We start from the raw sequence: 17,429 nt of genomic DNA, 5'->3' as shown, positions 1-17,429 counted from the left end.
GAAAGGTAACATTAAAAGATTGAGAGAAATTAGAAATGTCTAACGATATTCGTGTATTGCTTTATTATAAATATGTTCCCATTGAAAACGCACAAGAATATGCTCAAGAGCACTTGGATTTTTGTAAATCAATCGGACTCAAAGGTCGTATCTTGATTGCAGATGAGGGGATTAACGGTACCGTTTCTGGTGACTACGAAACAACTCAAAAGTATATGGACTGGGTTCACAGCGATGAGCGCTTTGCAGACCTTTGGTTCAAGTTTGACGAAGAGCCACGCGATGCCTTCAAGAAAATGTTTGTTCGCTACAAAAAGGAAATTGTTCACCTTGGTTTAGAAGACAATGATTTTGATAGCGACATCAATCCGCTTGAAACAACGGGTGAGTACCTCAACCCGCAACAATTTAAAGCTGCCTTGTTGGACGAGAATACAGTTGTTCTTGACACGCGTAATGATTACGAGTACGACCTTGGTCACTTCCGTGGTGCTATCCGCCCTGACATTCGTAACTTCCGCGAATTGCCACAATGGGTGCGTGATAACAAAGAAAAATTCATGGAAAAACGTGTCGTTGTCTACTGTACAGGTGGCGTACGTTGTGAAAAATTCTCTGGATGGATGGTTCGCGAAGGCTTTAAAGATGTCGGCCAGCTTCACGGCGGTATCGTGACTTACGGAAAAGACCCTGAAGTGATGGGCGAACTCTGGGATGGTGCTATGTATGTATTTGACGAGCGTATCTCTGTGCCAATCAACCGCGTCAATCCAACAGTCATCGGACGCGACCATATTACTGGCGAAGAATGCGAACGTTATGTAAATTGTGCAAACCCATACTGTAACGAACAAGTCTTCATGTCTGAAGAAACAGAACATGCCTATGTTCGTGGTTGTTCAGCAGCATGTCGTGCGCATGAGCGCAACCGCTATGTCGAAGAAAACGGCTTGTCTCGCGAAGAATGGGCAGCTCGTTTGGAAGCCATCGGTGAAGAATTACCAGAAGTCGTTGGTACTTAAAAAATCAAAGCAAATCAGCCTGTCTGATTTGTTTTTTTGTTATACTATAGGTATGAATAAAGAAGAATTAATGGAAGTCATCGGGCGGTTCTGCGACCAAAAATCATCGGTTACCATTCGGATTTGCGGGCATGGAGCGTCTGGGAAGTCGACCTTAGCGGCTGACTTAGCACAGTATTTAGGAAAAGAAGAGGTCAATGTCCTGGCTGGAGACCTCTATGTTATTCCGGGGCAGATTAGCGACCAGGCTTTCCTACGTTATGAGATGGAGGGGCAAGCGGTAGAAGCCTCCATCACAGCCTGTCATCCCGCTCGACATGAATTGATCAGTCTTAAACGGGATATTTCAGCCCTATCAAGAGGAATGGACCTCTTGACACCGGACATGCCGTGGCAAAAAGAGGAAATCCTCAAAGGACAAAAGCCCATTACGATTGTAGAAGGCATGTCACCAACTTTTCTGGAAAAGGACTTGTTTGACCTGTCCATCTACATCTATACTGATGCAGAGACTGAGTTGGCAAGAAAGCTGGCGCGTGATGTGGCAGAACGAGGCCGGATTCCCGATTTTGTCCAGAAAAATGCAGATCGCAGAAGAAGGCAATATCAGCTTTACATGGAACCCTATAAGAATGAATTTGATATTCTCATTAATGATTCGCAGGGCCAATTTCTCATCGAGGCGAATTCCTTTAGAAATTAAGGAATCCTAGCCTTTTTTATTACCCCTTTTTACGCTATAATAGTAACATGAAAAAAATCATTGAATGCAAGGATTTTACCTTTCAATACCTGACGCAACAAGAGCCGACCTTGAAAGATGTAAATCTGGAAATTTATCAAGGGGAAAAAGTCTTAATTCTGGGGCCATCTGGCTCAGGCAAGTCGACCTTAGGCCAATGTCTGAATGGACTTATTCCCAACACCTATAAAGGAAAAGCAAGTGGGCAATTTCTAATGAATGGACAAGACGCTTTTAGCATGTCTATCTATGAAAAGTCATTGCTGGTGTCAACTGTTTTACAGGACACAGATGGTCAATTTATCGGCCTATCCGTGGAAGAAGATTTGGCCTTCTCCTTAGAAAATGATATGGTAGCCCTCCCTGAGATGCAGTCTCGTGTATCGGACTGGGCTGACCGCTTGAATTTGCAGAACTTGATTGGCCATCGGCCACAGGATTTATCTGGTGGACAGAAGCAACGTGTTAGTTTGGCGGGTGTCTTGATCGATGAAAGTCCAATTTTACTTTTTGACGAACCCTTGGCTAATCTAGACCCGCAAGCGGGGCAAGATACGATTGATTTGATTGACCGTTTGCATCGGGAAGAAGGTGCGACCACCATCATTATCGAGCACCGATTGGAAGATGTTTTACACCGCTCTGTTGACCGAATCGTCTTGATGAATGAAGGACGCATTGTCTTCAATGGTAGTCCTGACGACTTGCTTGCAACGACTCTACTAGCTGAAAATGGTATCCGTGAGCCGCTCTATATCTCAACTTTGCGGACTTTGGGCTACCCGATTGAAACCTCAAAACATCTCAGTCGACTAGAAAAGTTAGACCTAACCTCGCTCCAGCATCCCTCATTACCATTTGTGGACATTCATGAGAGCGATGGTCCACTCTTGTTAGAAGCCATTGTTCTGTCCTATGCCTATGATCAGGGAGCAGCCTTAGAGCAGATTAGTTTTGAACTTCGCAAAGGAGAACGCCTTGCAATCGTTGGGAAAAATGGTGCAGGCAAGTCTACGCTTGCCAAGGTACTTTGTGGATTTTTAGAAGCGCAAGGCCAATTGAAGTGGCAAGGTCAGTCTATCTCGAATGACTCCGTCAAGGAACGAGCAGAACGAATTGGCTATGTCCTGCAAAATCCAAATCAGATGCTTAGCCAGGCCATGCTGTTTGACGAGGTGGCGATGGGCTTACGACTCCGCCATGTTTCCGAAGAAGAAGTGACAGAGCGCGTCCATGCGGTACTGAAAACGTGCGGCCTTTATGCCTATCGGAATTGGCCCATCACAGCCCTGTCCTATGGACAGAAAAAACGCGTTACGATTGCCTCTATCCTGGTGTTGAATCCAGAAATTATCCTTCTAGATGAGCCGACGGCGGGTCAGGATAAGCGAAATTACACTGAAATCATGGAATTTCTCACTGAGCTCAACCGACAAGGACATACCATCATTATGATTACGCATGACATGCAGCTCATGTTGGATTATTCGGATAGGGCTTTGGTGATGGTGGACGGACAGATTATTGAAGACGCGAGTCCTGCTGAGATCCTGAGTGATCCGCTATTGATTCGGCAGGCTAATCTAAAAGAAACCAGCATTTTTACCCTGGCTGAGCGCTTGGGAGTGGACCCGTTACAGTTGACATATCTGTATATGCAGGAAGGAGGTAATCAATGAGCCAACAACGATTGATTGGTTACCAAAAAGGAGACAGTTTTATCCACCGTTTATCGGCTGTAACCAAGCTACTCACCTTTCTGATTGTCTCTATTTTGGTCATGGTGACCTATGATACGAGACTGATATTTGGATTGGGAATTCTGTCCTTGTGTTTATTTAAATGGTCGCGGATTCGCCTCAAAGATGTGTCCTTTGTGCTCATCTTGGCAATTGTATTTGCCCTCTTGAATGTCGTCATGGTCTATTTCTTTGCGCCAGAATACGGAGTGGACCTCTACGGTCAGCGGACAGTTCTATGGCAAGGAATCAGGCACTACACCCTAACGAGTCAGGAATTGTTTTACTTAGCAAATCTTGCCCTCAAGTATTTTTCAACGGTGCCACTTGCTCTGATCTTTTTGATGACAACCCATCCGAGCCAATTTGCCTCCAGTCTCAATCGGATTGGGGTCTCTTATCGGATTGCCTATGCTGTCAGCTTAACGATGCGCTACATTCCTGATATCCAGGAGGAATTCTACACGATTCGCCTTTCTCAAGAAGCGCGTGGTCTAGAATTGTCGAAAAAGGCGCCCCTCTTGCAGCGGATAAAAGGAAATCTCGTCCTCATCACACCTCTGATTTTCTCATCGCTTGAACGCATTGATACCGTTTCAACGGCTATGGAACTGCGTCGCTTCGGGAAAAATAAAAAGCGGACTTGGTACAGTTACCAACAGATGAATAAGGTCGATTACCTGATTCTATTGTTTCTAGTTGCACTCATCTGCCTGACAGTTGGCCTACTTATCCACAATCACGGTCGATTTTACAATCCATGGGCTGCCAGTTTCTAAGATAAATGAAACAACAAACTTTCCTTGGAAAGTTTGTTGTTTTGTATGTCACCGATGATTAGTTTTACGCTTCGGAAAAATTTATATGAGCATATACAAAGTAACCCTCAAGACATGCAATAGATTACAATTATATTTTAATTAGTTTAATGATTTTATAAATTAATTATTATAAAATATTTGAAAAATAATATATTTGGTTATTTAGGGCCAAGAGGGGGATATATGAGAAAAAGAAGACGTAAAAAGACTCTTTTCAACATACAACAACACTTTGGTATTCGCAAGTTTGCGATAGGTGCAGCATCTGTACTGATTGGTTTAGGCCTAGTTGGCGCTAAACAGGTGAATACAGTATTGGCCAATGCTCCAAAATCAAACTCATCATTTATCTCAGCAGCAGTAGATACGGAGGAACGAAAACGCTAATTAAGAATTATCGGTGCAAAAGACTTGGCAGGAGGAATTCTAGATGTTATAAATATCATTGATGAAGCAGAACGCAGCCGTCAATTGGGTATTATTGCTAAAACAAAAGAAGCAGTAGCGCCCAAAGAAGGTCCAGCTACCTCAGATCTTGCAGGTGGTATCTCAGCTGCCTCAGATAATATTGATGAAGCAGAGTGCAACCGTCAACTTGAAGCTATCGCAAATAATAAAATTGAAACATTGAAAAATGATTCAACAGGTATCGCAATCTCAGGTAGCCACAAAGCATTGAACGGAGCAGAAAGAATTGAAATCGTCCGTCAGGCAGATGCAATTACTCCAGCCCTTCAAGGGAAAGAGTACGACTTGTACGACATCAACTTGTATAATGCTGCAGGAGAAAAAGTACAGATTACGGCTCCTGTGACAGTGACTATTCCAACTACTAAGCAAGCGACTGCTGTTTATTATGTATTGTTGGATGCGGCAGAAAATTTGGCTATTTCTAACGCGACAGCAACATCTGTATCATTTGAAGTAAGCCACTTTAGTGAATACGCTGTTGTCTACGGTGAAGCAAAACTAGATGTTGCCCCTATTTTGTCAAAAGTAGAAAGTGTAGTAACAGGTAAAAAAGTAGAAATTTCAGCTTCTACTATGCCAGAAACTGAAAAAGAAGCGAAGGAAGCAGACGTAGCTCACATTAGTGCAGAAAGTAACTGAGATAATCAATGCAGCTCAAAATATGGAAGAAGCACACGCTTCAGCAGATAAAGCGTGTGCTGCAATCGGTGCTATCACAGTAAGCCAACCGCAAGTAGCACCACAAGAAGTTGTTGAAACAAAAACAGAACCAACTCAAGTAACCGCAACACCAGCGGTTGAAGTGACTGAGAAAAAAGTTCTCCCACAAGCAGGTGAGACGAAATCACCAGTATTGTACGGACTTGATATCCTTCTTGCTTTGGTAAGCTTAGTAGGAGCTATCGTAACAGGTCGCAAAAGAAGCTAATTTACCTTAACGAAGTCATTTGTTTGGTCAAAGCAGAAAAATCCCTCTTAGAGGGATTTTTTAGTACCAAAAAAGACTGAAATCAAGGTTCAGTCTATAAAGGTCGTTTATTTGGCAAACCAGCTTTACGCGGGTATTTGTTGGGTGTTTCTTTCTTTTTATCAACGATAGTCAGGTTGCGCGGGTCGCCATTTGGCAGGTTGTAATCCACATTTTCTAACACCTTGGCAAAAAGGAGAGTAAGAGCGTTTTTGGCCTCAAGCAATTCATCACCGGCGTTAGAAGCTTTTAGAGCGATGAGGCGACCGTTGACCTTGAGGTAGGGAATGGTCAGCTCCGACAGGACCTGCATGCGGGCAACGGCGCGAGCAGTAACCATGTCAAATTGTGCGCGAAAAAGCTTATCTTGGGCGAAATCCTCCGCCCGTCCGTGGTAGAAATGTACCTTATCTAAACCAAGTTCCTCGGCCAATAAGTTTAAAAAGTTGATGCGTTTATTGAGGGAATCAATAATCGTCACATCAAGGTTTGGATAGATGATTTTCATGGGAAGACTAGGAAATCCAGCCCCTGCCCCGATATCGAGCAGACGAATGTCTTCATTTTTGATATGCCCTTGCAAAATCGGTGCGATAGAATCATAGAAGTGCTTGAGATAGACTTCTTCCAAATCTGTAATGGCTGTCAAGTTTATTTTTTGATTCCACTCGACCAAAAGCTCAAAATAACGATGAAATTGCTGCTTTTGCTGGTCGGTTAAGGAGATATTTGCTGCTTCTAATGCGGTGTAAAATTCTTCTGGTTTCATATACCTATCTTATCACAAAGAGGAGAAAATGAAAAACATAGAATCCAACTGGCTTCTATGTTTTCTATTATTGACCACTCGTTGCTTGAGAACTTGCTGAGCTGGTGCTCGTTGTTTCGGTAGTAGAGGCAGTGGTTGTAGCAGATGATTCTGTGCTGCTTACCTCGGTTATTGAAGTCGATGAACTTTGCTCAGTACTAGCTACACTTGAGCTAGCGGCAGTCGTATTGCCTTGGTAGTTGTAACTGTTTTTGTAGGAATTGTAGCTACCGGTCTTACCACGCATATAGAGATAAATGCCGGATTGGTAGAGGCCGTCTGGCATTTCCCAGTCAGTCGCAGTTTCTACGGGGTTCAGATAGCTCATCATATTGCGATAAACATCAGTAGCCACTAGCATACCATTGTCTAACACTGGTGTAGAACGATTGGTATATCCTGTCCAGACTGCCATAGCATACTTGGTAGAGAAACCAACGAAGTTTTCATCAGGAACCACCATGGTACTATAATTAGCGGCTTCATTCACTGCTAAAATTTTTGTGATTTCATCGTCTGAATAGTTAGAAGTACCTGTCTTACCGGCCATAGGAACTCCAGAAACAGCACCATTCAGACCATTTCCGTATGTCATAACTGATTTTAAGGTATCTGTCATGATGTAGGCTGTTTCCGCTGACATTACTTTCTTGCTGTCAGCAGCGTACTCTTTGACAGTATCGTCGCTAAAGACAATTTTATTCACATAATAAGGCTTATTGTAAGTTCCACCGTTAGCAAATGATGCGTAGGCAGCAGCCATTTTTTCAGTGCTAGCGCCGTATTTATTGGTGGCATCTGTTGTGTTACTTGAGATGGCATTTGAGTAGAGGAGGTCGGGGTAGTAGATTCCAACACTGTTAAGGAAGGAATTTGCTTTACCTAAACCAGTTGCTTCCAACATCTTAACCGCTGGGATATTTCGTGAATATTGGAGGGCAGTACGGAATGTAATATTGCCGTAGTAGCCATGATCCCAGTTGTAGACAGGAGTTGTTGAACCAGGATAATTATATGGTGCATCGGCAATCACATCTGCTGTGGAAGCCAGTACGCCATTTTCAAAGGCAGGAGCATAATCTGTAAGAGGCTTCATAGTCGAACCAAAGTCGCGGTTGGTTTCCACTGCTTGGTTGGTACCAAATGAAACATTGCTCGATTGATTTCGTGAACCAAGTTGGGCAACGACACGTCCGTTTGTGACATCGACAACTGTCGAAGCTACTTGGAGCGTATTGTCAGGGAAGTTGACATAGTCAACAGAATTATAGATATCCCACAATTGTTTTTGAGCAGCTGAGTCCACATTGGTATAAACGCTCATACCGGTTGTTAGTAGGTTGTAGCCTGTCTTTTCCTGAACTTCTTCGATAACTTCTTTAAGGTAATTGTCCAAGTAAGCTGGGTAGGCTGCTGTTGATGAGAGGGACTGAAGTCCGTCTGTTACAGGAGTAGCGGTTGCTTCCTTGTATTGTTTTTGGGTGATGTATTTTTTTTCTAACATCTGAGACAAGACAAGGTCACGACGGTGTTTGGCGGCTTCTGGCTGTGTATAAGGGTCGTACTGGTTCGGCGCTTGCGGCATTCCTGCTAACAGTGCCAATTGGGCAAGGGAGAGTTGGTTTAACTCTTTATCGTAGTAGGTATTAGCAGCGGTTTTCATACCGTAGTTACCATTCGACATGTAGACCTTGTTGACGTAATAGGTCATGATTTCTTGTTTGGTATTGCGGCGTTCCAACTGCATCGCCAGCCAGGCCTCTTGTATCTTACGCTTGATATTTTGGTCTTGAGTAGAAGTCGAGAAGTAGGTCAATTTAATTAATTGCTGATCGAGAGTAGACCCACCTTGAAGGCTGGAACCGTTCAGATTGTGAAGGAGGGCTCCAGCAATCCGGACCACATCTACACCACGGTGATTGAAGAAACGTTGGTCTTCGATAGACACAATCGCATTGACCAAGTCAGTCGGAATTTCAGATGTTTTGGCATTGGAACGTCTTTCTGAACCCAAGTCTGCGATGAGATTACCATCTTTGTCATAAACTTTACTAGAAGTAGTTGCCGTTAGGGCTTTTTCGGTCAAGGCTGGCGTCGAAGAAAGGTAGTAGGCAGCGAGCCCAGCACCAGCTAGAAAGGCGATTAAAAATCCAGTCAACAGCACATTAGCTGCAATCGTAAGGATTTTTTTAAGGTTCGTATTATTCAATGGATTCACCACCTAAAAGATTTTTTTCAACAATGTTGAGATAGGGAAGACTAGGAAAGGTCCCCATACTCAATGCAAAGCCATGCTGCCGGATATACTCAAGGGGCATGGACCGTCGTCCTTGGTCGATACGATAAAAATCAATCAAGGGTTTGGCAGGTAAAAGATAGGTCTCTTTCAGACTTGAAAAATGAAGGAGGACGAAGCAGATACCCTGTTGGTCGAGCACTTGTTGCATGTGTTCAATCTGGTGAGCATGGAAATTTTTCATGGGCATAGCTGTTTTTTGCCGAGTTTCCTTGGCTTCAAAATCAATATAATGTCCTTGAAAAACGCCAGAATAGTCCGTTGTGGAGGCTTGGCGGAAGTAGGCTTCTACAATCTTTGCCCGACTTCGCTTAGGATAGTCCACTTTCACAATTTGAACAGGCGTAGGCTTTTTATGAATAACAGCAATATTGTGAGCCAAGTAGTATTGGTTGCTATCGTTGATGGCTGCCTCAAAGGTCATTCCACGGTTGGCAAAGTCCACTTGTTTTTTCTTCGGAACATTCGGTGTTTGACTTTGTGATTTTCGAACACCATGTGGATAATTGACCATATGACTCCTTCTTGATACACTATTATCAGTATATTATATCATAAAATGAGAAGTAGGTTCAAGTAAAGCGTATGAAGACAGTGCTAGTTTCGGGTTACCGGCACACAGATTTGGGGATTTTTTCAGACAAGGACCAGCGGCTACCTATTATAAAAAAGGCGATTCGAGAAGACCTGATTCGTTTATTGGAAGATGGAGCAGAATGGTTTATTTTTACTGGGAACCTCGGTTTTGAGTATTGGACGCTAGAAGTCTTAAAAGAATTAAAATCAGAAGGATATGAGTGTCAACTTGCAACGATTTTTTGTTTTGAAAATCATGGAGAAAACTGGAATGAAGCCAATCAACTGAAACTGTCATCCTTTAAGGCAGTTGATTTCACAAAATTTGCCTTCCCCCACTATCAAAATCCAGGACAGTTTAGAGATTATAATCGTTTCTTGCTGGAAAATACAGAAGGTGCTTATTTATTTTACGATAATGAAAATGAAACAAATTTGAAATATTTGGTTCATGACATGGTAAAAAAAGACGGATATACTAGAAAAACGCTTACTTTTGACCGACTAAATGAAGTTGCCGAAAATTTTGAAGAAAATGAGTAATTTAGCTTGATTTTTACTTTGATTTTTTAATATAATAGAGGTAGCGACATTTTTATAGAACGAGGAGTGAGGAATGGCAAGTATTAAGTACACAACTAAAGACATTTTTGAGCAAGATTTCAAGTCAAGTTTCCGTGGTTACGACCAGGATGAGGTGAATGATTTCTTGGATGACATCATGAAAGACTATGATGCCTATGAAGCAATTATCAAAGAATTAAAAGGTGAAATTGCTCGTCTCAAAGCCGTTTCTGCAAATAGCTCACGTCCAAGTTCATCGGCTGTTGAAGCGACAGATACTTTGCGTACAGAACGCACATCATCTGCTACCAACTTTGACATTTTGCGTCGATTAAACCGATTGGAAAAAGAAGTCTTCGGCAAGCAAATCGCTCAAGACTAATATATCGTGCAATTTTTGGATAATCGCGTGATAGCAAACTATCATGAGGAAAGTCCATGCTAGCACTGGCTGTGATGCCGGTAGTGTTTGTGCTAGGCGAATGCATAAGCCTAGGGACGTCTTCGGGCGTTACGGCGATCGAAAGGACTAAGTCTTCGGATAAGTTTGAATAGGTCTGAAAGTGCCACAGTGACGGAGTTCTCAGGGAAACGTGAGAAGTGGAACGCGGTAAACCCCTCAAGCTAGCAACCCAAACTTTGGTAGGGGCATGGGAAAGACGGAAAAGCATTTTTATGGAACGAATTTCCTGACTGGAAACAGTAGACAGATGATTATCGAAGGTGGTAGTGCCTAGTACCACTGGAACAAAACATGGCTTATAGAAAATTGCATAATAGGTATAGTCTAGGACGAAAGTACCTAGACTTTCTGATTTTAGAGAAATATATCGGGGAGTGGCTGACGGTGTTTGATTTGATAAAAAATCGGCGAGTGATCCTCCCTTTTGAAATAGAGGACATATGAAAAAACAATTTAATTTGATTGCGACAGCAGCTGCAGGTTTAGAGGCAGTTGTGGGACGCGAACTACGCAACTTGAACTATGATTGTCAGGTTGAAAATGGACGCGTTCGTTTCGTCGGAGACCAAGCCGCGATTATGGAGACCAATTTGTGGCTCCGCTCTGCAGACCGCATCAAGATTGTGGTAGGACAATTTCCTGCCCGCACTTTTGAGGAGCTCTTCCAAGGCGTCTTTGGGCTGGATTGGGAGAATTACTTGCCTTTAGGTTGTAAATTCCCGATTTCGAAAGCAAAATGTGTCAAGTCAAAATTACACAATGAGCCTTCTGTACAGGCTATTTCCAAAAAAGCAGTTGTTAAGAAGTTGCAAAAACATTTTTCGCGCCCGGAAGGTGTTCCTTTGCAAGAAGTCGGAGCAGAATTCAAGATTGAAGTTTCTATTTTAAAGGATATAGCAACTGTTTTGATTGATACGACAGGGTCAAGCCTCTTCAAGCGCGGCTATCGTGTGGAAAAAGGTGGTGCGCCGATCAAGGAAAATATGGCGGCAGCTATTTTGCTCTTGTCCAACTGGTACCCAGACAAACCCCTGATTGACCCAACCTGTGGTTCAGGAACTTTCTGTATTGAAGCCGCTATGCTTGCGCGCAATATGGCACCTGGTCTCAAGCGTTCATTTGCTTTTGAAGAGTGGAACTGGATGGACGCGGCCTTGATGGAGCAGAAGCGAAAAGAAGCCCAGGAAGCCATTAAGTCTGATTTCCAATTAGACATTTCAGGATTTGACATTGATGGCCGAATGGTTGAGATTGCTAAGAAAAATGCCTTTGCAGCTGGTGTGGAAAATGATATTACCTTCAAGCAGATGCGGTTGCAGGATTTGCACACGGATAAGGTCAACGGGGTTATTGTCTCCAATCCACCATACGGGGAACGGCTTTTGGACGACGAGGCAATTGTCAAGTTGTATCGCGAAATGGGGGATACCTTCGCACCGCTGAAAACCTGGTCTAAGTTTATTTTAACTAGTGACGAATTATTCGAGCAACGGTATGGCAGTCTAGCAGACAAGAAAAGAAAATTATATAACGGGACCTTGAAAGTGGACCTCTATCAATATTTTGGTCAACGTGTGAAACGAGTTCAACTCGAACAGGAATAGGAGGAAGCATTGTGGCAGAAAAAGACGAAGAAGTATTGGATTTTGAAAAAGCCAAGGAAATGACAGTTGGCGAAGCAGCGCGCAGACAAGAAGACTTGGAAGTGGGCATTTCGGAAGATGATAATATCTTGGATCGCTATATCAAAAAGCACCGCGAGGCAATTGAGGCGGACAAGTTTGAGACAAAAGTTCATATACCCATCATCAAGGAAGAAGACTTGACGGTAGGTGAAAAAATAGAAGAACTGGGTATCCATAAAGTTCAAGCCAAGGAAGACATTGACCTTCCTGTTGAAGAAAAGGTCGTTGAGGAAGCAATGGCTGTCATCGAGCCAGTCCCTGTTCTTGCTCCTAAACCAACTCCCACCCCAGTAGTCGATGAGGAATGGGAAGTGTCGACTGAGGAGGAGGCCCCTGCACCGGATTCTAAGAAAAAAATCTGGATTTGGGCTGCTTTAGTGGCTCTGTTTGTGGGAATTTTAGCCTCAGTATTTGTCTGGATGAATGGTAGTGACAAAAATACGAAGACGACCGTTTCTTCTTCGACCACAAGCCAATCTAGTACGACTAGTTCCAGCGCAGCAGATGTAGCTGTTACTAACTTTGAAAATCTCTATAAGACATTTTTCACTGACGCAAGCCTGAAAAACTTGAAAAATAGTCAATTTGGGAAATTAGCTGACTTGAAAGCCTTATTAGATAGGATTGATAACAAGTCAACAGCTTACAAAGACGCAAAAGCTAAGTATGATAACTTAGAAAAAGCCATCAAGGCTGTTCAAGCGCTCAATGGTCAGTTTGACAAGGCTGTCATCCAGGATGGTCAAGTGGATACCAGTGCGACTGTAAAAGAAGGGCAAAACCTAACTGCAGCGGCGACAGGACTGGAAAGTGTTGATGCAGCGATTGCTTCAGCAGTAAACTTTGGTCGTTCCCAACAGGCTAACGCCTCAGCAGCTAAATCAGCGGCAAGCACAGCACCAGCACCAGCTACTCCAGCAGAGACACCTTCTTCTGCACCATCAGCTACGACAACACCAGCACCGGCACCAGCTACTCCAGCAGGAACGACTTCGGCTGTTATTGCTGGGGACAATCCATTGTATGGTATCGCGATTCCAGCAGGAGTAACCTTGCAACGTGAATTGAGCCGTGTGCCTTATGATTGGGACAAAATCAACAACGATCCAACCAATGAAGCTTGGAATTTCAATGAAGGAGTTCTGGAAAAAATCATTGCAACCTCTCAAGCACGTGGCTACGTTTCTGGCAATCAATATATCCTTGAAAAGGTCAATATCATCAACGGCAAAGGCTACTATAACCTTTACAAACCAGATGGTACCTACCTCTTCTCCATCAATGCAAAAACTGGCTATTTCGTAGGAAATGGTTCTGGTCACGCGGATGCCTTGGATTTTTAATCAAAATTGAAAGAACCTAGGAAAAATCCTAGGTTCTTTTTGCAAACAAAAAAACGCTGACTTTCCAGCGTTTTGATTATTAGACAATGTGACGCTCAAAGGCATCGTCTGAGATACCTTGTGAGAGGATAAGTTTCGCCCATTCACGTGCAGAATGCAGACTGTGGTCCTTGTAATTGCCGCAAGACTCAATAGTCGTACCGGGTACATCGTCCCAAGTAACCGCCTCAGCAATCGCTTCTAAGCTCGATTTGATAACTTTGGCAATGTCGGTTGAACTGTGTTTACCCCACATAATCATGTGAAAACCTGTCCGGCAACCAAATGGTGAGCAGTCGATCATTCCATCAATGCGCTCACGAATCAATTTTGCCAAGAGGTGTTCAATGGTATGAAGACCGGCAGTATCCATGGAGTTGGCATTTGGTTGGATCAGGCGAATATCAAAGTTGGTAATCACATCGCCTTTGGGACCAAACTCCTCAGAAATCAAACGAACATAGGGTGCTTTTACAATAGTATGGTCAAGTTCAAAACTTTCTACGATAACTTCTTTAGACATCATTTCCTCCTAGGTATATATCGATTATACCACAAGTCGATTGAAATCGCTCTCTATTTTTCAAGGGAAAAGATAAATTCCATTTGTGAAATCGTTTGAAATATGATAGAATGTAGAAGGACTTTTTTGTAGAAAAGCCTATTAAAAAATTGAGGTGGAACATGAACATAGTAAACCTTGGATTGGGACTTGTTGCTGTTCTCGTCGGTTTAGTGATCGGATATATCACGGTTTCCCTAAAAATGAAATCTGCCAAAGAAACGGCAGAGTTGACACTTTTGAATGCTGAACAAGAAGCAAGCAATATCAGAGGAAAAGCGGAACAAGAGGCAGAAAGTATTGTAAAAACTGCTGAGCGTGACCGCCAATCTTTGAAAAAAGAAATGCTTTTAGAAGCGAAGGAAGAAGCACGTAAATATCGTGAAGAAATCGTGGAAGAATTTAAATCGGAACGTCAAGAATTGAAGCAAACGGAAGTCCGTTTGGCTGAACGTGCGACAAACTTGGACCGTAAAGATGATAATTTAACCACCAAAGAGAAGACTTTGGAGAAAAAAGAACAAAGTCTGACAGATCGCACTAAACACATTGATGAGCGCGAAGAACAAGTTGCCAAATTAGAAGAGCAAAAAGCTCAAGAACTTGAAAAAGTAGCTTCATTGAGTCAAGATGAAGCGCGCGACATTATCTTAGTGGAGACACGGGATAAATTAACCCACGAAATCGCGACACGCATCAAAGAAGCGGAACGCGAAATCAAAGAGCGTTCGGATAAGACTGCCAAGGAATTGTTGGCACAAGCCATGCAACGTATCTCTGGTGAGTATGTGGCAGAGCAGACCATTACCTCTGTTCATTTGCCAGATGACCAGATGAAGGGACGGATTATCGGACGCGAAGGTCGCAATATCCGTACCTTTGAAAGTTTGACCGGGATTGACGTCATCATTGATGATACGCCAGAAACGGTTATTCTATCAGGTTTTGATCCAATTCGTCGTGAAATTGCGCGGATGACCATGGAAGCTCTCTTACAGGATGGTCGTATTCACCCAGCTCGTATTGAAGAGTTGGTTGAGAAGCACCGTGTAGAGATGGACAATCGTATTCGTGAATATGGTGAGGCTGCTGCTTATGAAATCGGTGCACCAAACCTACACCCAGACTTGATTAAGATTATGGGACGTTTGCATTTCCGTACCTCTTATGGCCAAAATGTCCTTCGTCACTCCATTGAGGTAGCGAAACTCTCTGGAGTATTGGCTGCCGAACTTGGTGAGAATGTCAACTTGGCTCGTCGAGCTGGATTCCTTCATGATGTGGGGAAAGCCATTGATCGCGAAGTGGACGGAAGTCACGTCGAAATCGGTACTGAATTGGCTAAGAAATACAAGGAAAATCCTGTTGTAGTCAATACAATTGCCAGTCACCATGGTGATGTCGAAGCAGAAAGCACAATCGCAGTGATTGTTGCCGCAGCCGACGCCCTTAGCGCAGCTCGTCCGGGTTCACGTCGTGAATCTATGGAATCTTACATTAAACGTCTGCAAGATTTAGAAGAAATTGCTAACAGTTTTGACGGAATTAAGCAAGCTTACGCTATCCAAGCTGGTCGTGAAGTGCGCATCATCGTTCATCCAAATAAAATCAGTGATGATAAGGTGACAATCTTGGCACACGATGTACGTGAAAAAATTGAAAACAACTTGGATTATCCAGGAAATATCAAAATCACCGTCATCCGTGAAACACGAGCAACAGACATTGCAAAATAATCAAAAAAGAGATGCTGATTCGTCAGTATTTCTTTTTTATTAAAAAGTTTCTTCTTTTATATTGACTTATTGCCAATATACTGTTAAAGTTAGTCTTGTATTAAGTTTTTTGAGATATTTATTTGTTTTACCAGTAGTACCTCTTCAAAGTTTTTACAAAATAAATAAAAAGAGGTATCTCAAAATGGCACAAGGAACTGTAAAATGGTTTAACGCAGAAAAAGGCTTCGGCTTTATTTCAACAACTGAAGGACAAGATGTTTTTGCTCACTTCTCAGCAATCCAAGGTGATGGCTTTAAAACGTTAGAAGATGGACAAAAAGTTGAGTTTGATATCGAGCAAGGACAACGTGGTCCTCAAGCTGTGAATATCACAAAACTAGCATAATCAAAGTTGCGGCAATTGCTGCAACTTTTTTCTGTGAATAATGAAAACAACTTCGAAAACAACTTGAAATAAGGTGTGTGGTCATCAACTAGTAAATGAAAAAAATAGTGATGAACGCTTGAAATATCAGTACTTTTTTGCTAGACTAGAATGAAAGATTTAAAAGGAGATGTCATGACAGAGCGTGGGTTACTAATTGTATTTTCAGGACCGTCCGGTGTCGGCAAAGGCACAGTTCGCAAAGAAATTTTTTCAACGCCAGATCACAAGTTTGAGTATTCTGTATCAATGACAACACGTCCACAACGTCTAGGTGAAGTAGATGGTGTGGATTATTTCTTCCGTTCACGTGAAGAGTTCGAAGACTTGATACGCCAAGGGCAAATGCTAGAATACGCTGAGTACGTTGGAAATTACTATGGGACACCATTGACTTACGTAAACGAGACCTTGGATCGTGGAATTGATGTTTTCTTGGAAATTGAAGTGCAGGGTGCTCTTCAAGTGAAGCAAAAAGTGCCAGATGGCGTGTTTATCTTTTTGACACCACCAGATTTGGATGAATTAAAAGATCGCTTGGTTGGGCGTGGAACGGATAGTCAAGAAGTGATTGCCAAACGGATTGAACGTGCGAGAGAAGAAATTGCTCTCATGCGTGAGTATGATTATGCCGTTGTCAATGATCAAGTTCCGCTTGCAGCAGAGCGTGTCAAACGCATTATTGAAGCAGAGCATTTTCGTGTGGACCGCGTGATTGGTCGCTATGATGAAATGATGAATGAGCAGTTAACAGCTCGTTAAACTATTTAGAAAAGAGAACAGTATTATGATATTGAAACCTTCGATTGATACCTTGTTGGATAAGATACCATCAAAGTATTCTTTGGTTATTTTGGAAGCAAAACGTGCTCATGAATTGGAAGCTGGTGCAAGAGCAACACAAGAATTTACATCTGTAAAATCAACTCTCCGTGCCTTGGAAGAAATCGAGTCAGGTAACGTAATTGTTCACCCAAATCCAGAGGAAAAACGTGAAGCAATGCGTCGCCAAGCAGAGGTAGAACGCCTTCGTTTGGAAGAAGAAGAACGTAAAATCAAAGCACAAATCGCTAAAGAAAAAGAAGACGGCGAAAAAATTTAAGGAATGGAAAACTCAGTTGGTCAGTCAGCTGGGTTTCTTTTCTAAAAAAATAGCTAGAAAGGAGAA

Annotated in this window: 19 protein-coding genes and 1 other RNA gene; 16 read left to right on the top strand and 4 right to left on the bottom strand. The window is 42.7% G+C overall.

The annotated features are described in order from the left end of the window. Window positions 1-35 precede the first annotated feature (35 nt). From trhO to J2T50_RS09490, 7 genes are all read left to right on the top strand, one after another. Entirely contained in the window at window positions 36-1,022 is a 987-nt protein-coding gene (gene trhO, locus J2T50_RS09520) for an oxygen-dependent tRNA uridine(34) hydroxylase TrhO (protein WP_253366076.1), read from the top strand. 52 nt (window positions 1,023-1,074) lie between these two features. Next, on the top strand, window positions 1,075-1,725 hold the full coding sequence (locus tag J2T50_RS09515; protein WP_253366074.1) for a uridine kinase family protein: 651 nt from the start codon (window positions 1,075-1,077) through the stop codon (window positions 1,723-1,725). A gap of 47 nt (window positions 1,726-1,772) precedes the next feature. Then, a complete protein-coding gene (locus tag J2T50_RS09510; RefSeq protein WP_253366072.1) occupies window positions 1,773-3,443 on the top strand; it encodes an ABC transporter ATP-binding protein in 1,671 nt (556 codons plus the stop codon). Continuing rightward, window positions 3,440-4,282, top strand: a complete 843-nt coding sequence (locus J2T50_RS09505; protein WP_253366070.1) for an energy-coupling factor transporter transmembrane component T family protein — start codon at window positions 3,440-3,442, stop codon at window positions 4,280-4,282. Before J2T50_RS09510 ends, J2T50_RS09505 begins: the two co-directional genes overlap by 4 nt. Window positions 4,283-4,507: 225 nt before the next feature. After that, window positions 4,508-4,711 carry a YSIRK-type signal peptide-containing protein gene (locus J2T50_RS09500; RefSeq protein WP_253366068.1) on the top strand — a complete coding sequence of 68 codons (204 nt, stop codon included), beginning with the start codon at window positions 4,508-4,510 and terminating at the stop codon, window positions 4,709-4,711. Window positions 4,712-4,735: 24 nt separating this feature from the next. Then, entirely contained in the window at window positions 4,736-5,434 is a 699-nt protein-coding gene (locus tag J2T50_RS09495; protein ID WP_253366066.1) for a hypothetical protein, read from the top strand. Beyond that, on the top strand, window positions 5,418-5,723 hold the full coding sequence (locus tag J2T50_RS09490) for a hypothetical protein (RefSeq protein ID WP_253366065.1): 306 nt from the start codon (window positions 5,418-5,420) through the stop codon (window positions 5,721-5,723). Before J2T50_RS09495 ends, J2T50_RS09490 begins: the two co-directional genes overlap by 17 nt. Before the next feature lie 94 nt (window positions 5,724-5,817). Here J2T50_RS09490 and rsmG read toward each other — a convergent pair whose 3' ends face one another. The 3 genes from rsmG to recU form a co-directional block, all read right to left on the bottom strand. Beyond that, the gene (gene rsmG / locus J2T50_RS09485) at window positions 5,818-6,531 is read right to left on the bottom strand and encodes a 16S rRNA (guanine(527)-N(7))-methyltransferase RsmG (RefSeq protein ID WP_253366063.1); all 714 of its coding nucleotides are present in this window, start codon (window positions 6,529-6,531) and stop codon (window positions 5,818-5,820) included. Window positions 6,532-6,598: 67 nt separating this feature from the next. Next, window positions 6,599-8,779: a penicillin-binding protein PBP1A gene (gene pbp1a, locus J2T50_RS09480; protein WP_253366061.1), complete on the bottom strand. Its 2,181-nt coding sequence runs from the start codon at window positions 8,777-8,779 to the stop codon at window positions 6,599-6,601. Further along, the gene (gene recU / locus J2T50_RS09475; protein ID WP_253366060.1) at window positions 8,772-9,380 is read right to left on the bottom strand and encodes a Holliday junction resolvase RecU; all 609 of its coding nucleotides are present in this window, start codon (window positions 9,378-9,380) and stop codon (window positions 8,772-8,774) included. Before recU ends, pbp1a begins: the two co-directional genes overlap by 8 nt. Before the next feature lie 71 nt (window positions 9,381-9,451). Between recU and J2T50_RS09470 the strand changes: the two genes are divergently transcribed. From J2T50_RS09470 to J2T50_RS09450, 5 genes are all read left to right on the top strand, one after another. After that, window positions 9,452-9,985: an SLOG family protein gene (locus tag J2T50_RS09470; RefSeq protein ID WP_253366059.1), complete on the top strand. Its 534-nt coding sequence runs from the start codon at window positions 9,452-9,454 to the stop codon at window positions 9,983-9,985. 73 nt (window positions 9,986-10,058) lie between these two features. Then, window positions 10,059-10,388, top strand: coding sequence for a cell division regulator GpsB (gene gpsB, locus J2T50_RS09465; RefSeq protein WP_253366058.1), 330 nt, complete (start codon window positions 10,059-10,061; stop codon window positions 10,386-10,388). An 11-nt stretch (window positions 10,389-10,399) separates the two neighbouring features. Continuing rightward, window positions 10,400-10,773: RNase P RNA component class B (gene rnpB / locus J2T50_RS09460), an RNA gene on the top strand. Window positions 10,774-10,909: 136 nt separating this feature from the next. Then, complete coding sequence (locus tag J2T50_RS09455; protein ID WP_253366057.1) at window positions 10,910-12,073, top strand: THUMP domain-containing class I SAM-dependent RNA methyltransferase; 1,164 nt, start codon at window positions 10,910-10,912, stop codon at window positions 12,071-12,073. 11 nt (window positions 12,074-12,084) lie between these two features. Further along, window positions 12,085-13,497 (top strand): cell division site-positioning protein MapZ family protein, encoded by a 1,413-nt coding sequence (locus J2T50_RS09450; RefSeq protein ID WP_253366056.1) that lies wholly within the window; start codon window positions 12,085-12,087, stop codon window positions 13,495-13,497. Window positions 13,498-13,576: 79 nt separating this feature from the next. On the opposite strand, the gene J2T50_RS09445 is transcribed toward J2T50_RS09450, so the two are convergent. Beyond that, window positions 13,577-14,059, bottom strand: coding sequence for an S-ribosylhomocysteine lyase (locus J2T50_RS09445; protein ID WP_253366054.1), 483 nt, complete (start codon window positions 14,057-14,059; stop codon window positions 13,577-13,579). 161 nt (window positions 14,060-14,220) lie between these two features. Between J2T50_RS09445 and J2T50_RS09440 the strand changes: the two genes are divergently transcribed. The 4 genes from J2T50_RS09440 (at window position 14,221) to rpoZ (ending at window position 17,363) form a co-directional block, all read left to right on the top strand. Then, window positions 14,221-15,834: a ribonuclease Y gene (locus J2T50_RS09440; RefSeq protein ID WP_301282865.1), complete on the top strand. Its 1,614-nt coding sequence runs from the start codon at window positions 14,221-14,223 to the stop codon at window positions 15,832-15,834. 184 nt (window positions 15,835-16,018) lie between these two features. After that, entirely contained in the window at window positions 16,019-16,222 is a 204-nt protein-coding gene (locus tag J2T50_RS09435; RefSeq protein WP_253366052.1) for a cold-shock protein, read from the top strand. A 174-nt stretch (window positions 16,223-16,396) separates the two neighbouring features. Continuing rightward, window positions 16,397-17,023: a guanylate kinase gene (gene gmk / locus J2T50_RS09430; protein WP_253366136.1), complete on the top strand. Its 627-nt coding sequence runs from the start codon at window positions 16,397-16,399 to the stop codon at window positions 17,021-17,023. A 25-nt stretch (window positions 17,024-17,048) separates the two neighbouring features. Beyond that, window positions 17,049-17,363 carry a DNA-directed RNA polymerase subunit omega gene (rpoZ, locus tag J2T50_RS09425; protein WP_253366050.1) on the top strand — a complete coding sequence of 105 codons (315 nt, stop codon included), beginning with the start codon at window positions 17,049-17,051 and terminating at the stop codon, window positions 17,361-17,363. The last annotated feature ends 66 nt before the right edge of the window (window positions 17,364-17,429 follow it).

Source organism: Streptococcus gallinaceus, assembly GCF_024170225.1.
GTDB classification, from domain to species: domain Bacteria; phylum Bacillota; class Bacilli; order Lactobacillales; family Streptococcaceae; genus Streptococcus; species Streptococcus gallinaceus.
Note: the sequence above shows the minus strand (reverse complement) of the source record. Positions and strands in the feature narration are given on the sequence as shown.

Bases quoted from the DNA above. Each gene is read 5' to 3' on its own strand.
- J2T50_RS09515 (WP_253366074.1), top strand. From the start codon at position 1,075: ATGAATAAAGAAGAATTAATGGAAGTCATCGGGCGGTTCTGCGACCAA.
- gmk (WP_253366136.1), top strand. From the start codon at position 16,397: ATGACAGAGCGTGGGTTACTAATTGTATTTTCAGGACCGTCCGGTGTC.
- J2T50_RS09500 (WP_253366068.1), top strand. From the start codon at position 4,508: ATGAGAAAAAGAAGACGTAAAAAGACTCTTTTCAACATACAACAACAC.
- gpsB (WP_253366058.1), top strand. From the start codon at position 10,059: ATGGCAAGTATTAAGTACACAACTAAAGACATTTTTGAGCAAGATTTC.
- J2T50_RS09435 (WP_253366052.1), top strand. From the start codon at position 16,019: ATGGCACAAGGAACTGTAAAATGGTTTAACGCAGAAAAAGGCTTCGGC.
- J2T50_RS09510 (WP_253366072.1), top strand. From the start codon at position 1,773: ATGAAAAAAATCATTGAATGCAAGGATTTTACCTTTCAATACCTGACG.
- rsmG (WP_253366063.1), bottom strand. From the start codon at position 6,531: ATGAAACCAGAAGAATTTTACACCGCATTAGAAGCAGCAAATATCTCC.
- J2T50_RS09470 (WP_253366059.1), top strand. From the start codon at position 9,452: ATGAAGACAGTGCTAGTTTCGGGTTACCGGCACACAGATTTGGGGATT.
- recU (WP_253366060.1), bottom strand. From the start codon at position 9,380: ATGGTCAATTATCCACATGGTGTTCGAAAATCACAAAGTCAAACACCG.
- J2T50_RS09445 (WP_253366054.1), bottom strand. From the start codon at position 14,059: ATGTCTAAAGAAGTTATCGTAGAAAGTTTTGAACTTGACCATACTATT.
- J2T50_RS09455 (WP_253366057.1), top strand. From the start codon at position 10,910: ATGAAAAAACAATTTAATTTGATTGCGACAGCAGCTGCAGGTTTAGAG.
- trhO (WP_253366076.1), top strand. From the start codon at position 36: ATGTCTAACGATATTCGTGTATTGCTTTATTATAAATATGTTCCCATT.
- rpoZ (WP_253366050.1), top strand. From the start codon at position 17,049: ATGATATTGAAACCTTCGATTGATACCTTGTTGGATAAGATACCATCA.
- J2T50_RS09440 (WP_301282865.1), top strand. From the start codon at position 14,221: ATGAACATAGTAAACCTTGGATTGGGACTTGTTGCTGTTCTCGTCGGT.
- J2T50_RS09505 (WP_253366070.1), top strand. From the start codon at position 3,440: ATGAGCCAACAACGATTGATTGGTTACCAAAAAGGAGACAGTTTTATC.